This window comes from Roseovarius sp. MMSF_3359, from assembly GCF_030733385.1.
Classification (GTDB): domain Bacteria; phylum Pseudomonadota; class Alphaproteobacteria; order Rhodobacterales; family Rhodobacteraceae; genus Roseovarius.
The window spans coordinates 54,127-72,632 of the sequence record NZ_JASHJC010000001.1 but is presented as its reverse complement, the minus strand read 5'-3'; the positions used below and the strand labels follow the sequence as shown (position 1 = coordinate 72,632).

Here is an 18,506-nt window from a genome sequence, read left to right as displayed (position 1 = left end):
GGCCTGTACAGTTTTCAGTTCCGGTCGTTCTTGCCCATGCAGCCAAATCCGAAATTCCCCGCCTCCTCAGATGCCGTTGTTAGCCTTGGTGAACTCCTCGGCGCGCTTAGTCATGCACTGGACCTCACCGAAGGGCAGCCCAAGGGGCATTGCGTGCGGTCCTGCTGGATCGGGATGGAGGTCGCGGAGACGCTTGACCTGACCGCGGCGCAGAGATCGGATCTCTATTTCACCATTCTTCTCAAGGATCTCGGGTGCAGTTCCAACGCCGCGAGGATTTGCCAACTTTACCTGACGGACGATATCGGCTTCAAACGCAGCTACAAGCTCATCGACAGTTCCGCCAAGAAGGGATTGGAATTTCTGCTCAGTCACACGGCATCAGAGTCGGGGCTGCTGCAACGGCTCCGGACAGTGACCAGCGTGCTGAAAGACTCCGATGACATCGTGGCCGAGGTGTTTCAGACGCGGTGCCACCGCGGCGCCGAGATTGCCCGCCTGATGCGGTTTTCCGAAGACGTGGCAGAGGGTATCGCGGGCCTTGACGAACACTGGAACGGCGGTGGTTGGCCCGAAGGATTGAGGGGGCCGGATATCCCGCTCTACTCGCGCGTGGCCCTGCTGGCGCAGGTCGCGGAGGTCTTTGTCGCGGAACTGGGAGTTGACGCCGCCGTTGCGGAACTGGCTCGTCGTGCCGGGCAGTGGTTTGATCCCGATCTGGTGCCCTTCTTTGTCGAGCTGCTGCAACGTCCCGGGTTCCTGCAGGCCTTTCACGACCCCGGACTTGAAGCGCATGTTTTCGCCAGCGAACCCGTACGGCAGCAACATCTGGTCGATGAGGATTACCTTGATGAAATCGCCTATGCTTTTGCAAAGGTGATCGACGCGAAAAGCCCCTTCACCCACGGACATTCCGAACGGGTGGCGCAGTTCACCGATACGATCTGCACCGAGATGGGGTATTCAACCGCTCACCGCCGCTGGATGATGCGCGCGGGCCTGTTGCACGACATCGGCAAACTTGGCGTGTCGAACACGATCCTCGACAAGCCCGGCAAACTCACCGATGCGGAGTTCGAGCAGATCAAGTTGCACCCGCTATACAGTCAACAAATCCTGGGCCGCGTATCGGTTTTTCATGACCTGGCCATCACGGCCTCCGCGCATCACGAACGGTTGGATGGCAAGGGGTATCCGCAGGGAATGACCGCCGAAAACCTGTCGCGCGACATGCGGGTGCTGGCGGTGGCCGACATCTTTGACGCGCTGACAGCCGATCGGCCCTATCGCCCGGCCCTGCCGTTGGAAAAGGTCTATACGATCATGGATGACATGGTCGGCAGTGCCATCGACATTGATTGCTATGCCGCGCTGCAAACGGCCATCGCCAATAGCTGACGCATGGCCGTTCTTACGGGCGTGGGCGGTTCCCCGCCTGTCCAAAGCGCCGTCAGATTACATCTGATAGCCAGGCGTGGATTGTGAAATCTCGACCTCTTCTTCGGACATATCTTCGGGAATACCCTCGAAAAGCGGCGTCGTCATATAGCGTTCACCGGTATCCGGCAGCATGGCCAGGATGACACTCCCAGGTTCCGCTTTCTGCGCCAGATCCATGGCGACCGCAAAGGTGGAACCTCCCGACACCCCGGTAAAGATCCCCTCTTTCGCCGCCAATTCCCGCGCCCATTTGATCCCATCGGGCCCCGCCACGGGGATGAGGTCGTCATAGAACCCCTTGTCGATGGCCTCCTGCAGCACGAGCGGAATGAAATCGGGCGTCCAACCCTGGATCGGGTGCGGCTCGAATTCCGGGTGACTGACCGCTGGCGCGCCATCGTCGAGCCGTTCCTGCGCATGACCGCTGCTTACCAGTGCCGCATTGGCGGGCTCAGACAGGATGATTTTGGTATCGGGACGTTCTTTGCGCAGCACCCGGCCGAGACCGGTGACCGTGCCGCCGGTGCCATACCCGGTGACCACATAGTCCAGCCTGTCACCGGCAAAATCCGCCATGATCTCTTGTGCGGTTGTCACCTCATGGATGTCGGCATTTGCCTCCGTCTCGAACTGATGCGCAAGGAACCACCCATGTTTCTCGGCCAGTTCCACCGCCTTTTTGTACATGCCAAAGCCCTTCTCGGCCCGCGGGGTCAGAACAACCTTGGCCCCGAGGATCCGCATCAGGCGCCGCCGCTCGATCGAAAAACTGTCCGCCATGGTGACCACAAGCGGATAGCCCTTCTGCGCGCAAACCATTGCGAGGCCGATGCCGGTGTTGCCGCTGGTGGCCTCAACGACCGTCTGGCCGGGTTTCAATGCACCGCTGCGCTCCGCCGCTTCGATGATGTTGACGGCGAGCCGGTCCTTGACCGAGGCCGCCGGGTTGAAAGCCTCGGCCTTCACATACATACGCACCCCGTCCGGCGCGAGATTGTTCACCCGGATCACCGGCGTATCGCCGATCGTGTCCAGAACGCTGTCGAAAAGTCTGCCGCGACCGCTTGTGCGACGAATCCCATTCTCTGCCATGTTGTCCCCTTTCCCGGTACAGGTTTCCCGCACAAAGCTACCGGATGATTGCGCACATCGCCAGAGATCTTGATCCCGCCGCCTCAAGCGCAGATCAGGCGCGATGCCGCCGGTGTGGACATGAAGGCATCCAGCGCCTCGAGAAACACCGCCGCCGGTTTGCGCGGCCGACCCAGCACATGGCCGACAAACAACTGCAATTTTGGCAGGTCGGGCTGCAGCGGCAGGGCGACAAGGTCGTCGCCGCCATAGCTCACATCGATGAACGGCTTCATCGACAGGATGGCAATGCCCGCACCGGCCCCGACCAGGCTCCGCACCATCTCGGTACTGTCGACACGCGCCACGATATCCGGCTTGAGGCCCTGCTGTCGGAACAGGCGTTCGACATAGGGCCGCGCCAGGGGGCGATCCAGTTGGATGATCGGACAGGTCGCGGCGTCGCGGATTTGTACTGGCGTCGTCCTGGTCAAATTATGTCCCTTGGGTGCCAGAACATAGGGCGGTAAATCGCAAAGCGGGCGGATGTCGATCCCGCTGCGCAGGTCCTGCCCGGCAAAGAGGATCACGTCGAGCGCACCGTTCAGCAACGCTTCCTGCGCGCTGTCATTGTCATGTTCGAACATCTCCAGCCGAAGGCCCGGGTTTTCCCGCATGATCGGATGCAGGACCGCTGGCAAAAACGCCGGGGCGACCGGCGCGTAATACCCGATGCGTAATGTCCCGCTGAGCGTTTGCGCCAGGGCGCGGCCATGATCCATGACATCCGCGTAATCCTCCAGCAGATGCCGGAACCGTTCCGCAATTTCGCGCCCCTCGGCGGTCGCCGCGATACCCCGAGCACGGGTACGGATCAGAAGATCGGCGCCAAATTCTGCCTCGACCTGATCCAGCGCGGCGGCCACCGCGGAGGCCGCAAGGTTGAGCACCCGCGCGGCACCGGTGATTGACCCGTGATCCACGGCGGCAACAAAGGCCCGTAAGGCACGCAGGGACAGGCGGAGATCGGTTTGCATCGGCAATTCCTCGGAAATACCGATATCAAATATCATATAATTCTGTTTTTCCAAGCATTGCCCCTGTGGCACAGTAAGTACCGACAAGGAGACACGCCCGATGCAGGAAACCGACACCAATCCCGCCCTGCCCGGCTGGCATCACACGCCGGACGTGCCAATCGAGGTTTCGCCGTTCTTCAGCTGGCCGCCGAACCCCAAACGCATGGCGACATGGCTGGCGGTCCGCTGGCTGAACCTGGCGGAAAACCTGCTGGTGCTTGGCATCGCGCTGATCTGCTGGACATGGCTGTCGCCCAGTCTTGAAACCGCCGCGACGCTGGCACCGGGGTGGATCATCGGCATCTGGCTGCGCAACGTGGGCCTGATGGTGCTGGTTGCGGGCGGATTGCACTGGTTCTTCTACATGCGCAAGGGCCAGCGGATGCGCCTGAAGTTCGACAAGCGGGACCTGATGCTCAAAGGCAGGCAGTTCAGCTTTGGCGGGCAGGTCCGCGACAATATGTTCTGGTCCCTGACCAGTGGCGTGGGCTTCTGGACCGGGTATGAGGTCCTGCTGCTCTGGGCCATGGGCAATGGCTGGGCGCCGGTTCTGCATCCCGCGGCACATCCGGTATGGTTCGCGTTGCTTTTCCTGCTGACGCCGGTCTGGATCTCGTTCCATTTCTACTGGGTCCACCGGGCGCTGCACTGGGGCCCGCTCTATCGACTGGCCCATGCGCTGCACCACCGCAACGTCAATGTCGGGCCGTGGTCGGGCCTGTCGATGCACCCGGTCGAACATGTGATATTCTTCAGCTCGATCCTGATCCATTTCATCGTTCCTGCGCACCCGCTGCACATCCTTTTCCACATGCAGCATCAATCCCTGACCGCGGCCACGTCCCACACCGGGTTCGAAAGCCTGCTGGTCAAGGACAAGAAGCAACTGGCGCTTGGCACGTTTCACCACCAGATGCACCACCGCTATTTCGAGGTGAATTACGGCAACCTGGAAATGCCTTGGGACAAGTGGTTCGGCTCATTCCATGACGGCACCCCCGAGGCGCACGCCCGGCTGAAGGACCGCCGACAACGCCGCGCGTGACCGCGATCTGACCACCGGTCAATCGACGCGACCCGCCGGGGCGTCACTGTCGGCGCTTGGCGCGCAAGGTGGGGTCGGCCTGGGTGGGATCTTCGGGCCAGGGATGTTTCGGGTAACGTCCCCGCATATCCTTGCGCACATCCGCATAGGACGAGGCCCAGAAACCGGGGATATCCATCGTCGTCTGCAAGGGCCGCCCCGCCGGGGACAAAAGCGTCACCCTGAGAGGTGTTTTGCCGACCTTCGGATGCGTGGTCTGGCCGAACATCTCTTGCAGGCGCAGGCTGATCTCCGGAGCCTCGCCGCTATAGTCGATCGGCGTCTTGCGCCCCAAAGGCGTGGTGAAATGCGCCGGGGCCGCCCTATCGAGCGCCTGCATCTGCTCCCAGTTCATGCGCGCACGGAGGGCCTCAAGCATGTCAAAGCGTTTCCAGTCCTGCGCGGTGGTCACACCGTCAAGATAGGGCAAAAGCCACTCCTCTAGGGTCGCCAGAAGGCTGTTTTCCGACATATCCGGCAAATCCTCACCGGCGTCGCACAGCAGCATCACCCGTGCGGCAAATCGGCGCGCCGCGTCTGTCCAGCTCAGGCCCAGATCGCGCACCCCGTCCAGCATCGCCCGCGCCACCGCTTCGGGCGGAGCGTCCTTCCATTGCCGGTCATCCAGCACCAGCGCGCCGAAAACCTCCTGCCGCCGGGCAATCACCCGCCGCTCTCTTTTGGACCAGGCGCAGGCGTCGACCCAAGCGATCTGATCGGGGAAAAGCCCACGCAATTCGCTTTCCGAGATCGCGACGGCCTGCCGGATGCGCGCCTCCCGCGGGTCACCATCCTGATCGGTCACAACGATAAGCCGCGTGGCCGACAGGTCATCCCCCTCGGGCAGCACTGCGCCTTTGCCACCGGACAGGACGTAGCGCGGCACCTCCCCCTTGCGGCGCAGGCCCACGCGGTCGGGATAGGCCAATGCCGCCATCTCGGCATCGCCGAAATCACTATCACCCTTGGCCCGTGACGCCAGTCGCCGCCCCTCTGCCTTGATGCGCTCCACCGCACCGCGATTGGGCTGCCACGGGTGACGGTCAGCATACGCCCGGAAATCCCGCACCGCCGCAAGGCGCAACGAGAGGTCGACCGGCGCGCCCCGCGACAGCGGATCACGATCGGCCAGAAGCGCGGCCAGGGGGGCGGCATCCGGTCCGGCCAAGGTCAGCATATGCGCAAGCCGGGGATGCAGTGGCAACGCCGCGAGCCCACGGCCATGATCGGTGATCCGGTTGTCGCGATCCAAAGCCCCCAGCATCCGCAGCAGCGCCTGCGCCTCGGCAAAGCCACCGGGGTTGGGGGGCGTCAGGAAGGGCATGTCCCCCGGCGCCGAGCCCCAGAGCGCCAGTTCAAGCGCCAGGCCACTCAGGTCCGCCGCCTCGATCTCGGCCGGGGGATAGGCCTGCAAGGCGCCCTCCTCCCCCCGCGTCCAGAGGCGGTAGCAGACGCCTTCCGCGACCCTGCCCGCGCGGCCTGCACGTTGCGTCGCTTCGGCGCGGGTGACAGGCTCGGTCACCAGCCGCGACATGCCGCTGGCCGGATCGAATCGGGCCCGGCGCGCACGCCCGCCATCGACCACGACGCGGATGTCCTGAATGGTCAAGGAGGTCTCCGCAATGGCCGTGGCCAGCACGACTTTCCGTCCTTGGTTACATGGGGATATGGCCGCACGCTGCGCCGCAAAGTCCATCGCGCCAAACAGCGGGCGGATCTGGCAATCGTCGAGCAGGAGGGATTTGAGCAGCCCCTCCACCCGGCGTATCTCTCCTTCCCCCGGCAGGAAGACCAAAACGCCCCCTTCGGTCTCCGACACCGCCCGGGCCACCAGGTCGCCAATCGCCTGTTCGAACCGCTGCTGCTTGGGGACCAGACGATCAAGCCAGACGGTATCGACGGGGAAAGACCGTCCTTCAGACGTGATCATCGGCACGTCGCCCATCAGCGCCGCCACCGGCCCGGCATCGAGCGTGGCGGACATGGCCAGCAGGATCAGATCATCGCGCAGGGCATCGGCCACCTCAAGGCAGAACGCCAGCCCCAGATCGGCGTTGAGTGAGCGTTCGTGAAATTCGTCAAATATCACCGCGCCGACACCGGAAAGTTCGGGGTCGGATTGAATCAAGCGGGTCAGGATACCCTCGGTCACCACCTCGATGCGGGTCTGGGCAGAGGTTTTGGACTGTCCGCGGACGCGGAAGCCGACGGTCTGCCCCGCCTTTTCGCCCAGGGTTTCGGCCATCCGTTCCGCCGCCGCTCGCGCCGCCAACCTTCGCGGCTCCAGCATCAGGATGCGGCCCTCGCACAGGCCCGCCTCGAGCATGGCCAGCGGTACCATCGTTGTCTTGCCCGCGCCGGGCGGTGCCTGCAACACCGCACGCCCGCGTGACCGGAGGGCGATCATCAGCGGATCAAGCGCGTCATGGATGGGCAGATCTGTCTTCATCCCCCGCTTATCGGCCAAATCCGCGACCTTTTCTACCGCCGGATGCTCTGGACAAAGCGGTTCGCACCAAGGCATGAAGGCGGTCAGAGATTTGACCCGGATTGCAGCCTGCCCATGAACATTCCCGAGCTTGCCGACAAGATCATCAAACAGGACCGCCGGGCGCTGGCTCGCGCGATCACCCTGATCGAGAGCACCAAGCCAGAGCACCGCGCGCAGGCCGCCGAATTGATGGATGCGCTGCGCAAGTCCACCCATCAGGCCGTGCGCATCGGCCTCTCGGGGACACCCGGCGTGGGCAAATCAACCTTTATCGAGAGCTTTGGCATGATGCTGACCGGTCAGGGGTTGCGGGTGGCCGTTCTGGCGGTCGATCCCAGCTCAGCGCGCTCTGGCGGCTCGATTCTGGGAGACAAGACGCGGATGGAACGGCTGAGCCGCGATCCCAATGCCTTCATTCGCCCCTCACCCAGTCAGACCCATCTGGGCGGTGTCGCCCGGCGCACGCGCGAGGCGGTGGCCGTCTGTGAGGCGGCGGGATTTGACGCGGTCTTGATCGAAACCGTGGGCGTCGGGCAATCAGAGACCGTTGTGGCCGAGATGTCTGACCTCTTCATCCTGCTACTGGCCCCGGCGGGCGGGGACGAGTTGCAGGGCGTCAAGCGCGGCATCATGGAGATGGCCGACATCATCCTGGTTAACAAGGCAGATGGCGATCTGAAACCGGCGGCCACGCGCACCTGTTCGGACTATGCGGGCGCGCTGCGGCTCCTGCGCAAACGACCGCAGGACCCGGACGGGTTTCCCAAGGCGCTTATGGTCTCGGCCCTGCAGGAAGACGGCTTGGTGAACGCCTGGGAAGAGATGACCACGCTGACCAACTGGCGCCGCGAAAACGGCCATTTCGACGGGCGCCGTGCGGCGCAGGCGCGGTATTGGTTCGAGCAGGAGGTGCGTCAGGCGCTTCTGGCACAGCTCGACACGCCCGAAGCCAAGACCGCGATGCAGGACCTTGCCGATCAAGTGGGCGACGGCACGGTTGTCCCCTCGCTTGCGGCGCAAGAAATGCTGACGCGCCTGAAGGCCTGATCCCCCTTGCCCGCTGCGGGCAAAGCGCCTAAAGCCTGCCCATGCTGGACGAGACCGACGATATCCACCCGCTTTTTGCAGGCGCGCCCGGAACCACCGAGTTCAAGAAGCTGCGCAAGCGCATCGTGCGGCAGACGCGCGAGGCGATCGAGCAATATGGCATGATCGAACGCGATGCGCGGTGGCTGGTCTGCCTGTCGGGCGGCAAGGACAGCTATACGCTGCTGGCGATTCTGCATGAACTGAAATGGCGCGGCCTTCTGCCGGTCGATATCCTGGCTTGCAATCTGGATCAGGGGCAGCCCGGATTTCCCGCGACCGTCCTGCCCGAGTTCCTCGAACGCATGCAGGTACCGCACCGGATCGAATATCAGGACACCTATTCCGTGGTGGTCGACAAAGTCCCCGCGGGCCGCACCTATTGCGCGCTTTGTTCCCGGCTAAGACGCGGAAATCTTTACCGGATTGCGCGTGAAGAGGGGTGTTCCGCGGTCGTCCTGGGTCATCATCGCGACGACATTCTTGAAACTTTCTTCATGAACCTCTTCCATGGCGGACGGCTTGCCACGATGCCGCCGAAACTGGTGAATGAAGAGGGCGATTTGTTCGTCTATCGTCCGCTCGCCCATGTGGCCGAAGCCGATTGCGAGAAATTCGCCACCGCAATGAACTATCCGATCATCCCTTGCGATCTTTGCGGCTCGCAGGACGGGTTGCAGCGCCAGCAGGTCAAGCAGATCCTTGATGGCTGGGAGGCCAATAGCCCCGGCCGCCGGCAGGTAATGTTTCGCGCGCTGATGAATGCGCGGCCATCGCATTTGCTTGACCCCAAGCTGTTCGATTTCGCCGGGCTGCACCGCGAAACGATAAAATTCGACGCAAATCCCGAGGCGCCGCCAAAGCTGCGTTAACACGGTTTTGAGGCCCAAAAGATTAGCTTTCACCGGCAATCACGGGAATCACTTAATGAACCGCCATCTGAAACGTGTCTCTGCAGCCGCGCGCAATACATCGCAATCGCTTTTGTCCGGTCCGCTGATGTTGGCGTTTCTGCCGTCTTTTGTCCTCGCCGGGTATTGGATGGGTGGTGAGTTCGGCCTGGCCCTGATGGCCGTCGGGTTTCCGGCGGCACTGGGTCTTTTTGCTTTGCTGCAACCCATGCGCAAACGTCTGAAAAGTGACGTGGGCGGATCGGGGCGCCCGCGAAAAGACCGGTTGAGTGACGATCTGGGGCGGACGTTGGAGCAGGCCCGCATCGACGGGAAGCATACGGCCTGCTTGCTACTGGCACCGGATGACTTCGACGCGATTGTTGACCGTTATGGCCTGTCTGTCGCCCAGGACGTTGTCAACCAGCTATGCGAACGTCTGAGCGCAACCGTCCGGGCGCGTGATCTGGTGTCCAAACATGGTGAACGGAAAATGGGTGTCGTGATGGCGCCTGTCCCCCATCTGAACCTCGACATCGCGCTGCAGGTCGCAGGGCGTCTACAAGAGGCGATCGAAAAGCCCATTATCCTGGGTGAAGCGACAATTTACATCTCGGCGTCGATCGGGATCTCCCTCGATACGCATTTCCGCGAGGACAATGGCAGCAGGATGGTCGAGGCCGCAGAGCTGGCGCTGACCGCCGCTCAGCGTAACGGGCCATCGTCGCTTCGCGCCTACTCTCCGGACATGCACAAGATCAAACCCGGCAATGATGTTATGTCGTCCGAAATCGACAAGGCCCTGGAAAAAGGCGAAATCCTACCGTGGTTCCAGCCGCAGATTTCGACGGATACCGGGCTTGTCACCGGGTTCGAGGCGCTCGCCCGATGGGAACACCCGGAGCGTGGAACGATTTCCCCGGCGGAGTTTCTGCCCAAGATTCAACAAGCCGGCAAAATGGAACGGCTGGGCGAGGTGATGTTGTCCAAGGCCCTTGAAGCGCTAAAGATGTGGGACGATCTGGGCATCGACGTCCCGCGGGTCGGCGTCAATTTCTCGCCCGACGAATTGAGCAATCCGAACCTCATCAAGAAGATCGAGTGGGAGCTGGACAAGTTCGACCTGACGCCCGATCGGCTGGCTGTTGAAATTCTGGAAACCGTTGTGGCCACATCCCCCGACGACATGGTTGCGCGCAACATCAGCGGTCTTTCCGATCTTGGTTGTCAGATCGACCTTGATGATTTCGGCACCGGTCATGCTTCGATCTCGTCGATCCGCCGGTTCGACATCCAGCGGCTCAAGATCGACCGCTCCTTCGTCATGAAAGTCGATCAGGACCAGGAGCAACAGCGCATGGTGTCCGCCATCCTGTTGATGGCGGAACGGCTTGATCTTGATACGCTGGCCGAGGGTGTGGAGACGGCCGGAGAACATGTGATGCTGTCTCAACTCGGGTGCCGGCACGTGCAGGGGTTCGGCATTGGCAAACCAATGCCACTCGCCAAGACCGAAGCCTGGGTCTCGGAGCATCTGTCGAAACTATCCCAACCGCCGGAAATTCGGTTCAGGACCGGGTAAATCCGGGCTTATCCCCTTTGCAACTGGTCTATTCATCGAAACACCCTTGACCTTTGCCGCCGCACTCTGTTGAACCCCCATGATACGCAACAGACAGATGGCCATCGGTGATGGACGACCAGAACAAAAATCTCATTCTCGCAACCGTGCTGAGTTTCCTTGTCATCATGACATGGTTCGTGCTGTTCCCGCCGCCCGAAGAGGTCGTTGACCCGAACGCGGTGGCCACCGAGGAAACGGCCCCTGCCGATGGCGTGGACACGCCCACCGCCGACGCCACGGGCGAGACCGGCACCGCCGCCGATGCGGGCGCTACCGAGGCCGTGGCCGTTGACGCCCCGCGGATCGAGATCGACACGCCCAGCCTCAAGGGATCGCTTTCGCTGCAAGGCGGCCGGATCGACCAACTGTCACTGAAGAACTACCGCCAAACCCTCAACCCCGGCTCAGACATCGTGAGCCTGTTGCAGCCCGTCGGCAGCGACGCCCCATATTACGCGCTCTTTGGTTGGGCGCCCGGTCAGGGCCTGACCGCAGAACAGGTACCAGGATCCGACACGATCTGGCAGGTTGAAAGCGATGGTATCCTGACCCCCGGCACGCCCGTCATACTCACCTGGGACAACGGCGCCGGGCTGACATTCACACGGGAAATCAGCGTCGATGACGACTACATGTTCGACATCACCCAAACCGTTGAAAACACGGGCGATGGGTCCGTATCGCTTGCCCCGTACGGCGTCCTTGCGCGCCATGGCGTGCCGGTTGATCTGAAGAATTTCTTCATCCTGCACGAAGGCGCCATTCGCATGATTGATGGCGAATTGACCGAAACCGATTACGACGACCTGGAACCCGCCAACGCCCAGGAAAAGATCGCCGTCGCCGAAAACGGCTGGACCGGCTTTACCGATCACTACTGGATGACCACGCTCATCCCCGCCGACAAAACCGGTGCCAAGATCCGCACCTTCCACAACGCCCGCCGCGACATCTATCAGACCGACGCTACTCTGAGCTCGCAGAGCGTCGCGCCTGGCGAGGTCGTCTCGGTCGACACGCGGCTCTTTGCCGGCGCCAAGGAATGGGAAGCGATCCGCAACTACCAGAATGATGACGGTGTCGAAGGTTTCCTCGATTCGATCGACTGGGGCTGGTTCTTCTTCCTTACCAAGCCGATTTTCTGGCTGCTCCACAACCTGAACGCCATGATCGGGAACATGGGCTGGTCGATCATCGCCCTCACGCTGATCATCAAGGCAATCCTGCTGCCCTTGGCGTATAAATCCTACGTCTCCATGGCCAAGATGAAAGAACTTCAGCCCGAGATGGAGAAGATCAAGGAACGCGCCGGCGACGACCGGCAGGCGCTCCAGAAAGAGATGATGGCGCTCTACAAGAAGGAAAAGGTCAACCCGGCGTCGGGGTGCCTGCCGATCCTTCTGCAAATCCCGATCTTCTTCTCGCTCTACAAGGTGATCTTCGTGACGCTCGAATTGCGCCACGCCCCCTGGATCGGCTGGATCAAGGACCTGTCGGCACCCGATCCGTCGTCGATCTACAACCTCTGGGGCGTTTTCCCCTGGGCGGGCCCCGAACCGGGGTCGATCATGGCGCTGATATTCATCGGTATCCTGCCGCTCATCCTCGGCATTTCAATGTGGCTGCAGCAGAAGCTGAACCCCGCGCCCACGGACCCGACGCAGCAAATGATCTTTGCCTGGATGCCCTGGATTTTCATGTTCATGCTCGGCAGCTTTGCAAGCGGGCTGGTGGTCTACTGGATCGCCAACAACATGATCACCTTCAGCCAGCAATACCTGATCATGCGCAGCCAGGGGTACAAACCCGACGTCTTCGGCAACATCAAATCCAGCTTCAAGAAGAAGCCCAAACCGGATGACACGTGATGACTGAGGTCTGCGCGCTCTGGCGGCATCCGATCAAGGGCCACGGACGCGAGGCGCTTGAGACGGTCGATTTGACCGAAGGGCAAACGATGCCCTGGGACCGCCGGTGGGCTGTCGCGCATGAGGCGACAAAATCCGATGGCAGCGAATGGGCGCCCTGCGCGAACTATTCGCGCGGCTCCAAGGTGGCGGCACTGATGGCCATCAACGCGCAGGTAGACGAAGCCACAGGCACGGTCACTCTCTCCCATCCCCAACGCCCGGAACTGACCTTCGATCCGGACACCGAGACCGCCAGCTTCCTCGATTGGGTCCGCCCCCTGATGCCCCCCAACCGCGCCCAATCCACCCATATTCACCGCGTACCGGGGCGCGGCATGACGGACACGGATTTCCCGTCCATCAGCCTGATCAACATGGCCTCTCACCGGGACCTTGCCGAACGTATGGGGCAGGAGCTTTCGCCCCTGCGCTGGCGCTGCAACATCCATTTCGACGGGGTCGCCCCGTGGGAAGAATTCAGCTGGATCGGCAAGAGCCTCCGGATCGGATCGGTCGAGTTCCAGGTCAGGGAACGGATTGTCCGTTGCCTCGCGACGACCGCCAACCCCGAAACAGGGCAACGCGATGCCGACACACTTGGGGCGCTGAACGCCGAATGGGACCACCAGGATTTCGGCGTCTATGCCGTTGTGTCCAAGGGCGGCACGATCAAACTCGGCGATGAGGTTGAGGTGCTGGCGTGAAACTGGCCTTCCCGATCACCGAAACTCCAGACGACTTAACAGCCGAAAAGGGCCGAAAGCTCTTTGCCGGTCAAACCGATTTTCTCAAGGGCGTCGTTGCGATGTCGGGCCTGCCCGCGGCCGACCGGATCGAGGTCTGTTTTGCCGGGCGGTCGAATGTCGGCAAATCGACCCTGATCAACGCCCTCACGGGCCGCAAAGGCCTGGCGCGCGCTTCCAATACCCCGGGCCGGACGCAGGAAATCAACTACTTCACCCTGTCGGACAGCCACTACCTGGTTGACCTGCCTGGCTACGGCTACGCCAACGCCCCACTGCCCGTCGTGGAAAAATGGCAAAAGCTGCTCAAATCCTATCTCGCCGGGCGTCAAACCCTGCGGCGCGCCTTCGTGCTTGTCGATGCCCGGCACGGCATCAAGAAGGTGGACGAAGAAATCATGTCCCTGCTCGACAGCGCCGCCGTGACCTTCCAATGCGTCCTCACCAAGACGGACAAGGTCAAGGCCAAGGATCTTGACACCGTTCTGAACCAGGTCCGCGACCGGCTCAGCCCCCATCCCGCGGCCTTCCCCGAGCTGATCCTGACCTCCAGCGAAAAGGGCGACGGCATCACCACCCTGCGCGCCACCATCGCGACGCTTCAGTAACAGAAAACCGATTGCCCGATGGTTCCTCCTCCCCCATGGGAGGAGGCCAGGAGGAGGGGTCAGGTAAAACCTTGCGCGCAAGCGCACATGCGGGGATAAGGCGGGAACGAGGAACGACATGAAGACACGTGACATGAACCGCGACTGGATCGCCACCGCCCGCACCCTGAGCGAAGCTCTGCCCTACCTGCAACGCTACGATGGCGCCATCGTCGTCATCAAATTCGGCGGCCACGCCATGGGCAGCGACGAGGCGATGGAGACCTTTGCCCGCGACGTCGTCCTGATGCAACAGGTTGGCGTCAATCCGGTGATCGTCCATGGCGGCGGTCCGATGATCAACGAGATGCTGGAAAAGCTGCAGATCACATCGGATTTCGTGAACGGCAAGCGCGTCACCGATGCCGCCACGATGGAAGTGGTCGAAATGGTCCTCTCGGGGCGCGTCAACAAGCGCATCGTGCAGGCAATCAACCGGCAGGGCGGCAAGGCCGTGGGCCTCTCGGGCAAGGATGCCAATCTCATCACCTGCGATCCCGCCGATCCGCAACTTGGCCTCGTGGGCGAGCCTACCGATATCAAACCGGACTTCCTGCACACGCTTTTTGCCGATGACACGATCCCCGTGATCGCTCCCTTGGGCGCGGGACGGAATGGCGAGACATACAACATCAACGGTGACACCGCCGCCGGCGCCATCGCCGCGGCTCTGACCGCGGACCGGCTGCTCCTGCTCACGGATGTGGACGGCGTCCGCGACGCGAGCGGCGCGGTGGTCACGGAACTCACCGCCGATCAGATCCGGCAAATGACCGCGGATGGCACCATCGCCGGCGGGATGATCCCCAAGACCGAAACGGCACTGGCGGCAATCGACGGCGGTGTGCGGGCGGTGGTGATCCTTGACGGGCGCGCGCCCAATGCGACCCTGCTGGAGCTTTACACCGAACATGGCGCAGGGTCCCTGATCCGCGCAAAGTGACTTGTGCAGGCGGCTTTTTGGCTTAGGTTTCCGGTCATGGAAAACGAAGCCCTCTTTCGCCTTGGCATCTTCATCGGTCTGTTCGCCCTTCTGGCGATGGTCGAGGCCGCGGCCCCGCGCCGCGCGCGCACCCAACCACGCAGTACACGGTGGGTAACCAATTGGGCCATCATCATCCTCGACACGCTGACGCTGCGCCTGCTGGCGCTGGCGCTCCCCCTGCTTGCGGCCGGCGCCGCCCTGGATGCCGAAGCCCAGGGCTGGGGCCTGATGAATGCCATGAACCTGCCCGGGTGGGTAGCCGTGATCCTCACCATCCTGATCTTCGACTTTGCGATCTGGGCGCAGCATCTGATTACCCACAAGATCCCGATCCTCTGGCGATTTCACCGGGTCCATCACGCGGACCGGGACATTGACGTAACCACCGCCATCCGGTTTCACCCTGTCGAAATCGCGCTTTCAATGCTGCTCAAGATCGGGCTTGTCTACCTGCTCGGCCCGCCCGCCCTGGGCATCATCCTATTTGAAATCATTCTCAACGGCACCGCGATGTTCAACCACGCCAATATCCGTCTTCCACTGCCGCTGGATGCGGTTCTGCGGCGCGTGTTGGTGACACCGGACATGCACCGGGTGCACCATTCAATCCACCGTCATGAACATGACAGCAATTACGGCTTCGCCCTCTCGATCTGGGACCGGATGTTCCGGACCTACATCCCTCAACCTGAAAAGGGGCATGAAGAGATGGAGATCGGCCTTGAATGGCAGGATGACCGCCCGTCAAAACTGGGGTGGTCGCTGCTGCTGCCATTTCGCAAATGACGCTGGACGACATCGCCTCCGCCGCGCAGAAACAGGCGCTCAGCGTCTTTGGTGCGTTTCACCCTGCCCAGGAGACCGCACCCGAAGAGATTCAGACCCTCGTGCTGCTGGGGCCGCAGGAGCCGGGGTTCTGGCCCTATTTCAGTGCATCCCCCGAAGCCAAAGACGGCAAGCCAGATCCGCTGGATCGCTGGTCCAAGCGGGTGATCGACGGGCTGGCCCATGACCTGTCTTTGCGCGCATTTTACCCGTTTGGCGGACCGCCCTATCAGCCCTTCATCGGTTGGGCCACGGCCAGCGGCCGAGCCCATGTCTCGCCTGTGGGCCTGCTGGTCCATGATGTCGCGGGCCTCATGGTGTCTTATCGTGGCGCGCTCGGCCTGCAGGAGCGGGTTGCGCTCCCTCCGCCACCGCCCAACCCCTGCCTGAGCTGTAAACCGCAGCCCTGCCGCACGGCCTGCCCGGTGGCGGCGTTGCAACCGGATGGCTACGACGTCGCCGCCTGCAAGGCCGACCTCGAAAACCCCGCCAATGACTGCATGGCCAAAGGCTGCGCCGCCCGGCGCGCCTGCCCGGTCAGCCAGTCCTATGGCCGCGTCGAAGCGCAGTCGGCTTTTCATATGGAAGCATTCAAATGACCAAACGCCTGATCCTGATGCGGCATGCGAAATCTAGCTGGGACAGCCCGTTCGAAGAGGATCACCAACGGCCTCTGAACGCCCGCGGACAACGATCGGCCAAGGCGTTGGGGGATTGGCTGCGCGATCATGACTATCTTCCGGATCAAGTCCTTAGTTCATCATCGACACGCACCCGCGAAACCTGCGCCGGGCTCAACCTGGAGGCGGACAAGCGGTTCCTCGACGGTCTCTATCACGCAGGCGCCGGGCAGATGCTGGAGATCCTGAAACAGGCCAACGGAGACTGCGTCCTGATGCTTGGACACAATCCGGGGATCGCGTGGTTTGCATCGGAACTCGTGGACTTGCCACCGGATCACGCCCGTTTCAATGACTACCCCACCTGCGCCACGCTGGTCGTCGATTTCCCTGTTTCCGCCTGGCGCGACCTTAGAAAAGGTACCGGAAAGGCCATTGATTTCGTCATTCCGCGGGAGCTGACAGGCGGCTAAACCTTAGCATTTCATTAACTTTTTAGCTCAGAGACGTCACTTCTGTTGGCTTCACGGTAACAGGCACGGTCAAACTCAACTTTAACTGGTTTGGCGCTTGACCCGCCCCGAGTGCCACGGCACCTAGCGCCCAGAGTCAAGAACGATTCGAGTAATGAAAGTGAGTACAAGAATGCAAAGAATCCTTCCCAAAGCCCTCTTCCTGTCGTTCGTCGCGGTTGCGGCCTGTGCACCGGTGAAAGGTGCCGACGAAAAGGGGGTTACCGCGACCTTCACCAGTGAAAACGCACAAGCGTTCGTCGCCGGATATCAGCCGGTCGAAGTGACCGTCACCAAGAGTGGCGACAGCGTCCCGGCAAACTGTGAAATCAAGTCGTCGAAATACACCGCCAAATTCGCGGCCCCGGCGACAGTCAACATCCCCGCCTACAGCAAGGGTGCGGTCAATGCCACGCTGTCCTGCACCACAGAAGACGTGACAAAGGCGGCCACGTTCAAGCCGGTGAACCTGTCCAAGAAGGCGCGGACCGGCTCGGCCGTTGGTGTTGCGGTTCTCTGCCCGATCTGCGGCCTTGGCGTCGCCGCGGCGAATGCGTCGAAATCCAAAGAAAATGAAATTTTCGGCTTCACCAAGATGGAACTGAAACTCTGATCGTTGAGACAGTTTCGTTTGCCCGATGCAGGGCAACAAAAAACCCCGCTGATCTGGTCAGCGGGGTTTCTTTTTTCGATGGGACTTTGGCTCAGTGACCCAGGATCTGACTCAGGAACAGTTGTGTCCGTTCGCTCTTCGGGTTGTTGAAGAACTCTTCGGGCTCGTTCTGCTCCACGATCTGGCCCTGGTCCATGAAGATCACGCGGTTGGCGACCTGGCGGGCAAAGCCCATCTCGTGGGTCACGCAGAGCATGGTCATGCCTTCCTCGGCCAGCTCGATCATGGTGTCGAGCACCTCTTTGATCATCTCCGGGTCAAGCGCCGATGTGGGCTCGTCAAAGAGCATGATCCGCGGCCGCATGCAGAGCGACCGGGCGATGGCCACACGCTGCTGCTGTCCCCCCGAAAGCTGCCCGGGGAACTTGTTGGCCTGATCCGGGATCTTGACCTTTTCGAGGAAGTGCATCGCGGTTTCCTCGGCCTCTTTCTTGGGCGTCTTGCGCACCCAGATCGGCGCCAGCGTGCAGTTCTCCAGGATCGTCAGATGCGGAAAAAGGTTGAAGTGCTGGAAGCACATGCCAACCTCTGACCGGATCTTGTCGATATTCTTGAGGTCATTCGACAGAACCGTGCCGTCCACTTCAATCTTGCCCTGCTGGTGTTCCTCCAGCGCGTTGATGCAGCGGATAAGCGTTGATTTACCCGACCCCGAGGGGCCACAGATCACGATCCGCTCACCCTGGTAGACGGTCAGATTGATGTCGCGCAGAACGTGGAACGTCCCGTACCATTTGTTCATGTTCTGAATCGTGATCGCGACTTCGTCGGACACTTTCATTTGTGCAGTTTCAGCCATTTTCAGGCCTCCCTATTTTTTCCCTAT

17 protein-coding genes are annotated in these 18,506 nt (G+C 61.6%); 13 read left to right on the top strand and 4 right to left on the bottom strand.

The genetic code is table 11. The annotated features are described in order from the left end of the window. The first annotated feature begins 36 nt into the window (after nucleotides 1-36). Entirely contained in the window at nucleotides 37-1,398 is a 1,362-nt protein-coding gene (locus RBB29_RS00340; RefSeq protein ID WP_306113523.1) for an HD-GYP domain-containing protein, read from the top strand. 57 nt (nucleotides 1,399-1,455) lie between these two features. Here RBB29_RS00340 and RBB29_RS00335 read toward each other — a convergent pair whose 3' ends face one another. Together RBB29_RS00335 and RBB29_RS00330 are read right to left on the bottom strand one after the other, a co-directional pair. Then, nucleotides 1,456-2,532, bottom strand: coding sequence for a PLP-dependent cysteine synthase family protein (locus RBB29_RS00335; protein WP_306113163.1), 1,077 nt, complete (start codon nucleotides 2,530-2,532; stop codon nucleotides 1,456-1,458). Nucleotides 2,533-2,615: 83 nt separating this feature from the next. Then, a complete protein-coding gene (locus RBB29_RS00330) occupies nucleotides 2,616-3,548 on the bottom strand; it encodes a LysR family transcriptional regulator (RefSeq protein WP_306121083.1) in 933 nt (310 codons plus the stop codon). Nucleotides 3,549-3,648: 100 nt separating this feature from the next. Between RBB29_RS00330 and RBB29_RS00325 the strand changes: the two genes are divergently transcribed. Further along, nucleotides 3,649-4,635, top strand: coding sequence for a sterol desaturase family protein (locus tag RBB29_RS00325; RefSeq protein ID WP_306113161.1), 987 nt, complete (start codon nucleotides 3,649-3,651; stop codon nucleotides 4,633-4,635). 43 nt (nucleotides 4,636-4,678) lie between these two features. Here RBB29_RS00325 and hrpB read toward each other — a convergent pair whose 3' ends face one another. Beyond that, entirely contained in the window at nucleotides 4,679-7,123 is a 2,445-nt protein-coding gene (gene hrpB / locus RBB29_RS00320; protein WP_306113160.1) for an ATP-dependent helicase HrpB, read from the bottom strand. 114 nt (nucleotides 7,124-7,237) lie between these two features. Between hrpB and meaB the strand changes: the two genes are divergently transcribed. The 11 genes from meaB (at nucleotide 7,238) to RBB29_RS00265 (ending at nucleotide 17,620) form a co-directional block, all read left to right on the top strand. Then, nucleotides 7,238-8,212: a methylmalonyl Co-A mutase-associated GTPase MeaB gene (gene meaB, locus RBB29_RS00315; protein ID WP_306113159.1), complete on the top strand. Its 975-nt coding sequence runs from the start codon at nucleotides 7,238-7,240 to the stop codon at nucleotides 8,210-8,212. 41 nt (nucleotides 8,213-8,253) lie between these two features. After that, nucleotides 8,254-9,123 carry a tRNA 2-thiocytidine(32) synthetase TtcA gene (gene ttcA, locus RBB29_RS00310; RefSeq protein WP_306113158.1) on the top strand — a complete coding sequence of 290 codons (870 nt, stop codon included), beginning with the start codon at nucleotides 8,254-8,256 and terminating at the stop codon, nucleotides 9,121-9,123. A 55-nt stretch (nucleotides 9,124-9,178) separates the two neighbouring features. Beyond that, nucleotides 9,179-10,723 (top strand): bifunctional diguanylate cyclase/phosphodiesterase, encoded by a 1,545-nt coding sequence (locus RBB29_RS00305; RefSeq protein WP_306113157.1) that lies wholly within the window; start codon nucleotides 9,179-9,181, stop codon nucleotides 10,721-10,723. 110 nt (nucleotides 10,724-10,833) lie between these two features. Further along, nucleotides 10,834-12,633: a membrane protein insertase YidC gene (gene yidC / locus RBB29_RS00300; protein WP_306113156.1), complete on the top strand. Its 1,800-nt coding sequence runs from the start codon at nucleotides 10,834-10,836 to the stop codon at nucleotides 12,631-12,633. Beyond that, nucleotides 12,633-13,379 carry an MOSC domain-containing protein gene (locus RBB29_RS00295; protein ID WP_306113155.1) on the top strand — a complete coding sequence of 249 codons (747 nt, stop codon included), beginning with the start codon at nucleotides 12,633-12,635 and terminating at the stop codon, nucleotides 13,377-13,379. The genes yidC and RBB29_RS00295 overlap by 1 nt, the downstream gene beginning before the upstream one ends. Beyond that, the gene (yihA, locus tag RBB29_RS00290; protein WP_306113154.1) at nucleotides 13,376-14,026 is read left to right on the top strand and encodes a ribosome biogenesis GTP-binding protein YihA/YsxC; all 651 of its coding nucleotides are present in this window, start codon (nucleotides 13,376-13,378) and stop codon (nucleotides 14,024-14,026) included. The genes RBB29_RS00295 and yihA overlap by 4 nt, the downstream gene beginning before the upstream one ends. A gap of 118 nt (nucleotides 14,027-14,144) precedes the next feature. Continuing rightward, nucleotides 14,145-15,008 carry an acetylglutamate kinase gene (argB, locus tag RBB29_RS00285; protein ID WP_306113153.1) on the top strand — a complete coding sequence of 288 codons (864 nt, stop codon included), beginning with the start codon at nucleotides 14,145-14,147 and terminating at the stop codon, nucleotides 15,006-15,008. Nucleotides 15,009-15,044: 36 nt separating this feature from the next. Next, nucleotides 15,045-15,836, top strand: a complete 792-nt coding sequence (locus RBB29_RS00280; RefSeq protein ID WP_306113152.1) for a sterol desaturase family protein — start codon at nucleotides 15,045-15,047, stop codon at nucleotides 15,834-15,836. Continuing rightward, on the top strand, nucleotides 15,833-16,474 hold the full coding sequence (locus RBB29_RS00275; RefSeq protein ID WP_306113151.1) for a ferredoxin: 642 nt from the start codon (nucleotides 15,833-15,835) through the stop codon (nucleotides 16,472-16,474). Before RBB29_RS00280 ends, RBB29_RS00275 begins: the two co-directional genes overlap by 4 nt. Then, complete coding sequence (locus RBB29_RS00270; RefSeq protein ID WP_306113150.1) at nucleotides 16,471-16,968, top strand: histidine phosphatase family protein; 498 nt, start codon at nucleotides 16,471-16,473, stop codon at nucleotides 16,966-16,968. Before RBB29_RS00275 ends, RBB29_RS00270 begins: the two co-directional genes overlap by 4 nt. A 172-nt stretch (nucleotides 16,969-17,140) precedes the next feature. Beyond that, complete coding sequence (locus RBB29_RS00265) at nucleotides 17,141-17,620, top strand: hypothetical protein (protein WP_306113149.1); 480 nt, start codon at nucleotides 17,141-17,143, stop codon at nucleotides 17,618-17,620. A gap of 91 nt (nucleotides 17,621-17,711) precedes the next feature. Here RBB29_RS00265 and RBB29_RS00260 read toward each other — a convergent pair whose 3' ends face one another. Continuing rightward, nucleotides 17,712-18,479, bottom strand: coding sequence for an amino acid ABC transporter ATP-binding protein (locus RBB29_RS00260; RefSeq protein ID WP_306113148.1), 768 nt, complete (start codon nucleotides 18,477-18,479; stop codon nucleotides 17,712-17,714). Between the last annotated feature and the right edge of the window lie 27 nt (nucleotides 18,480-18,506).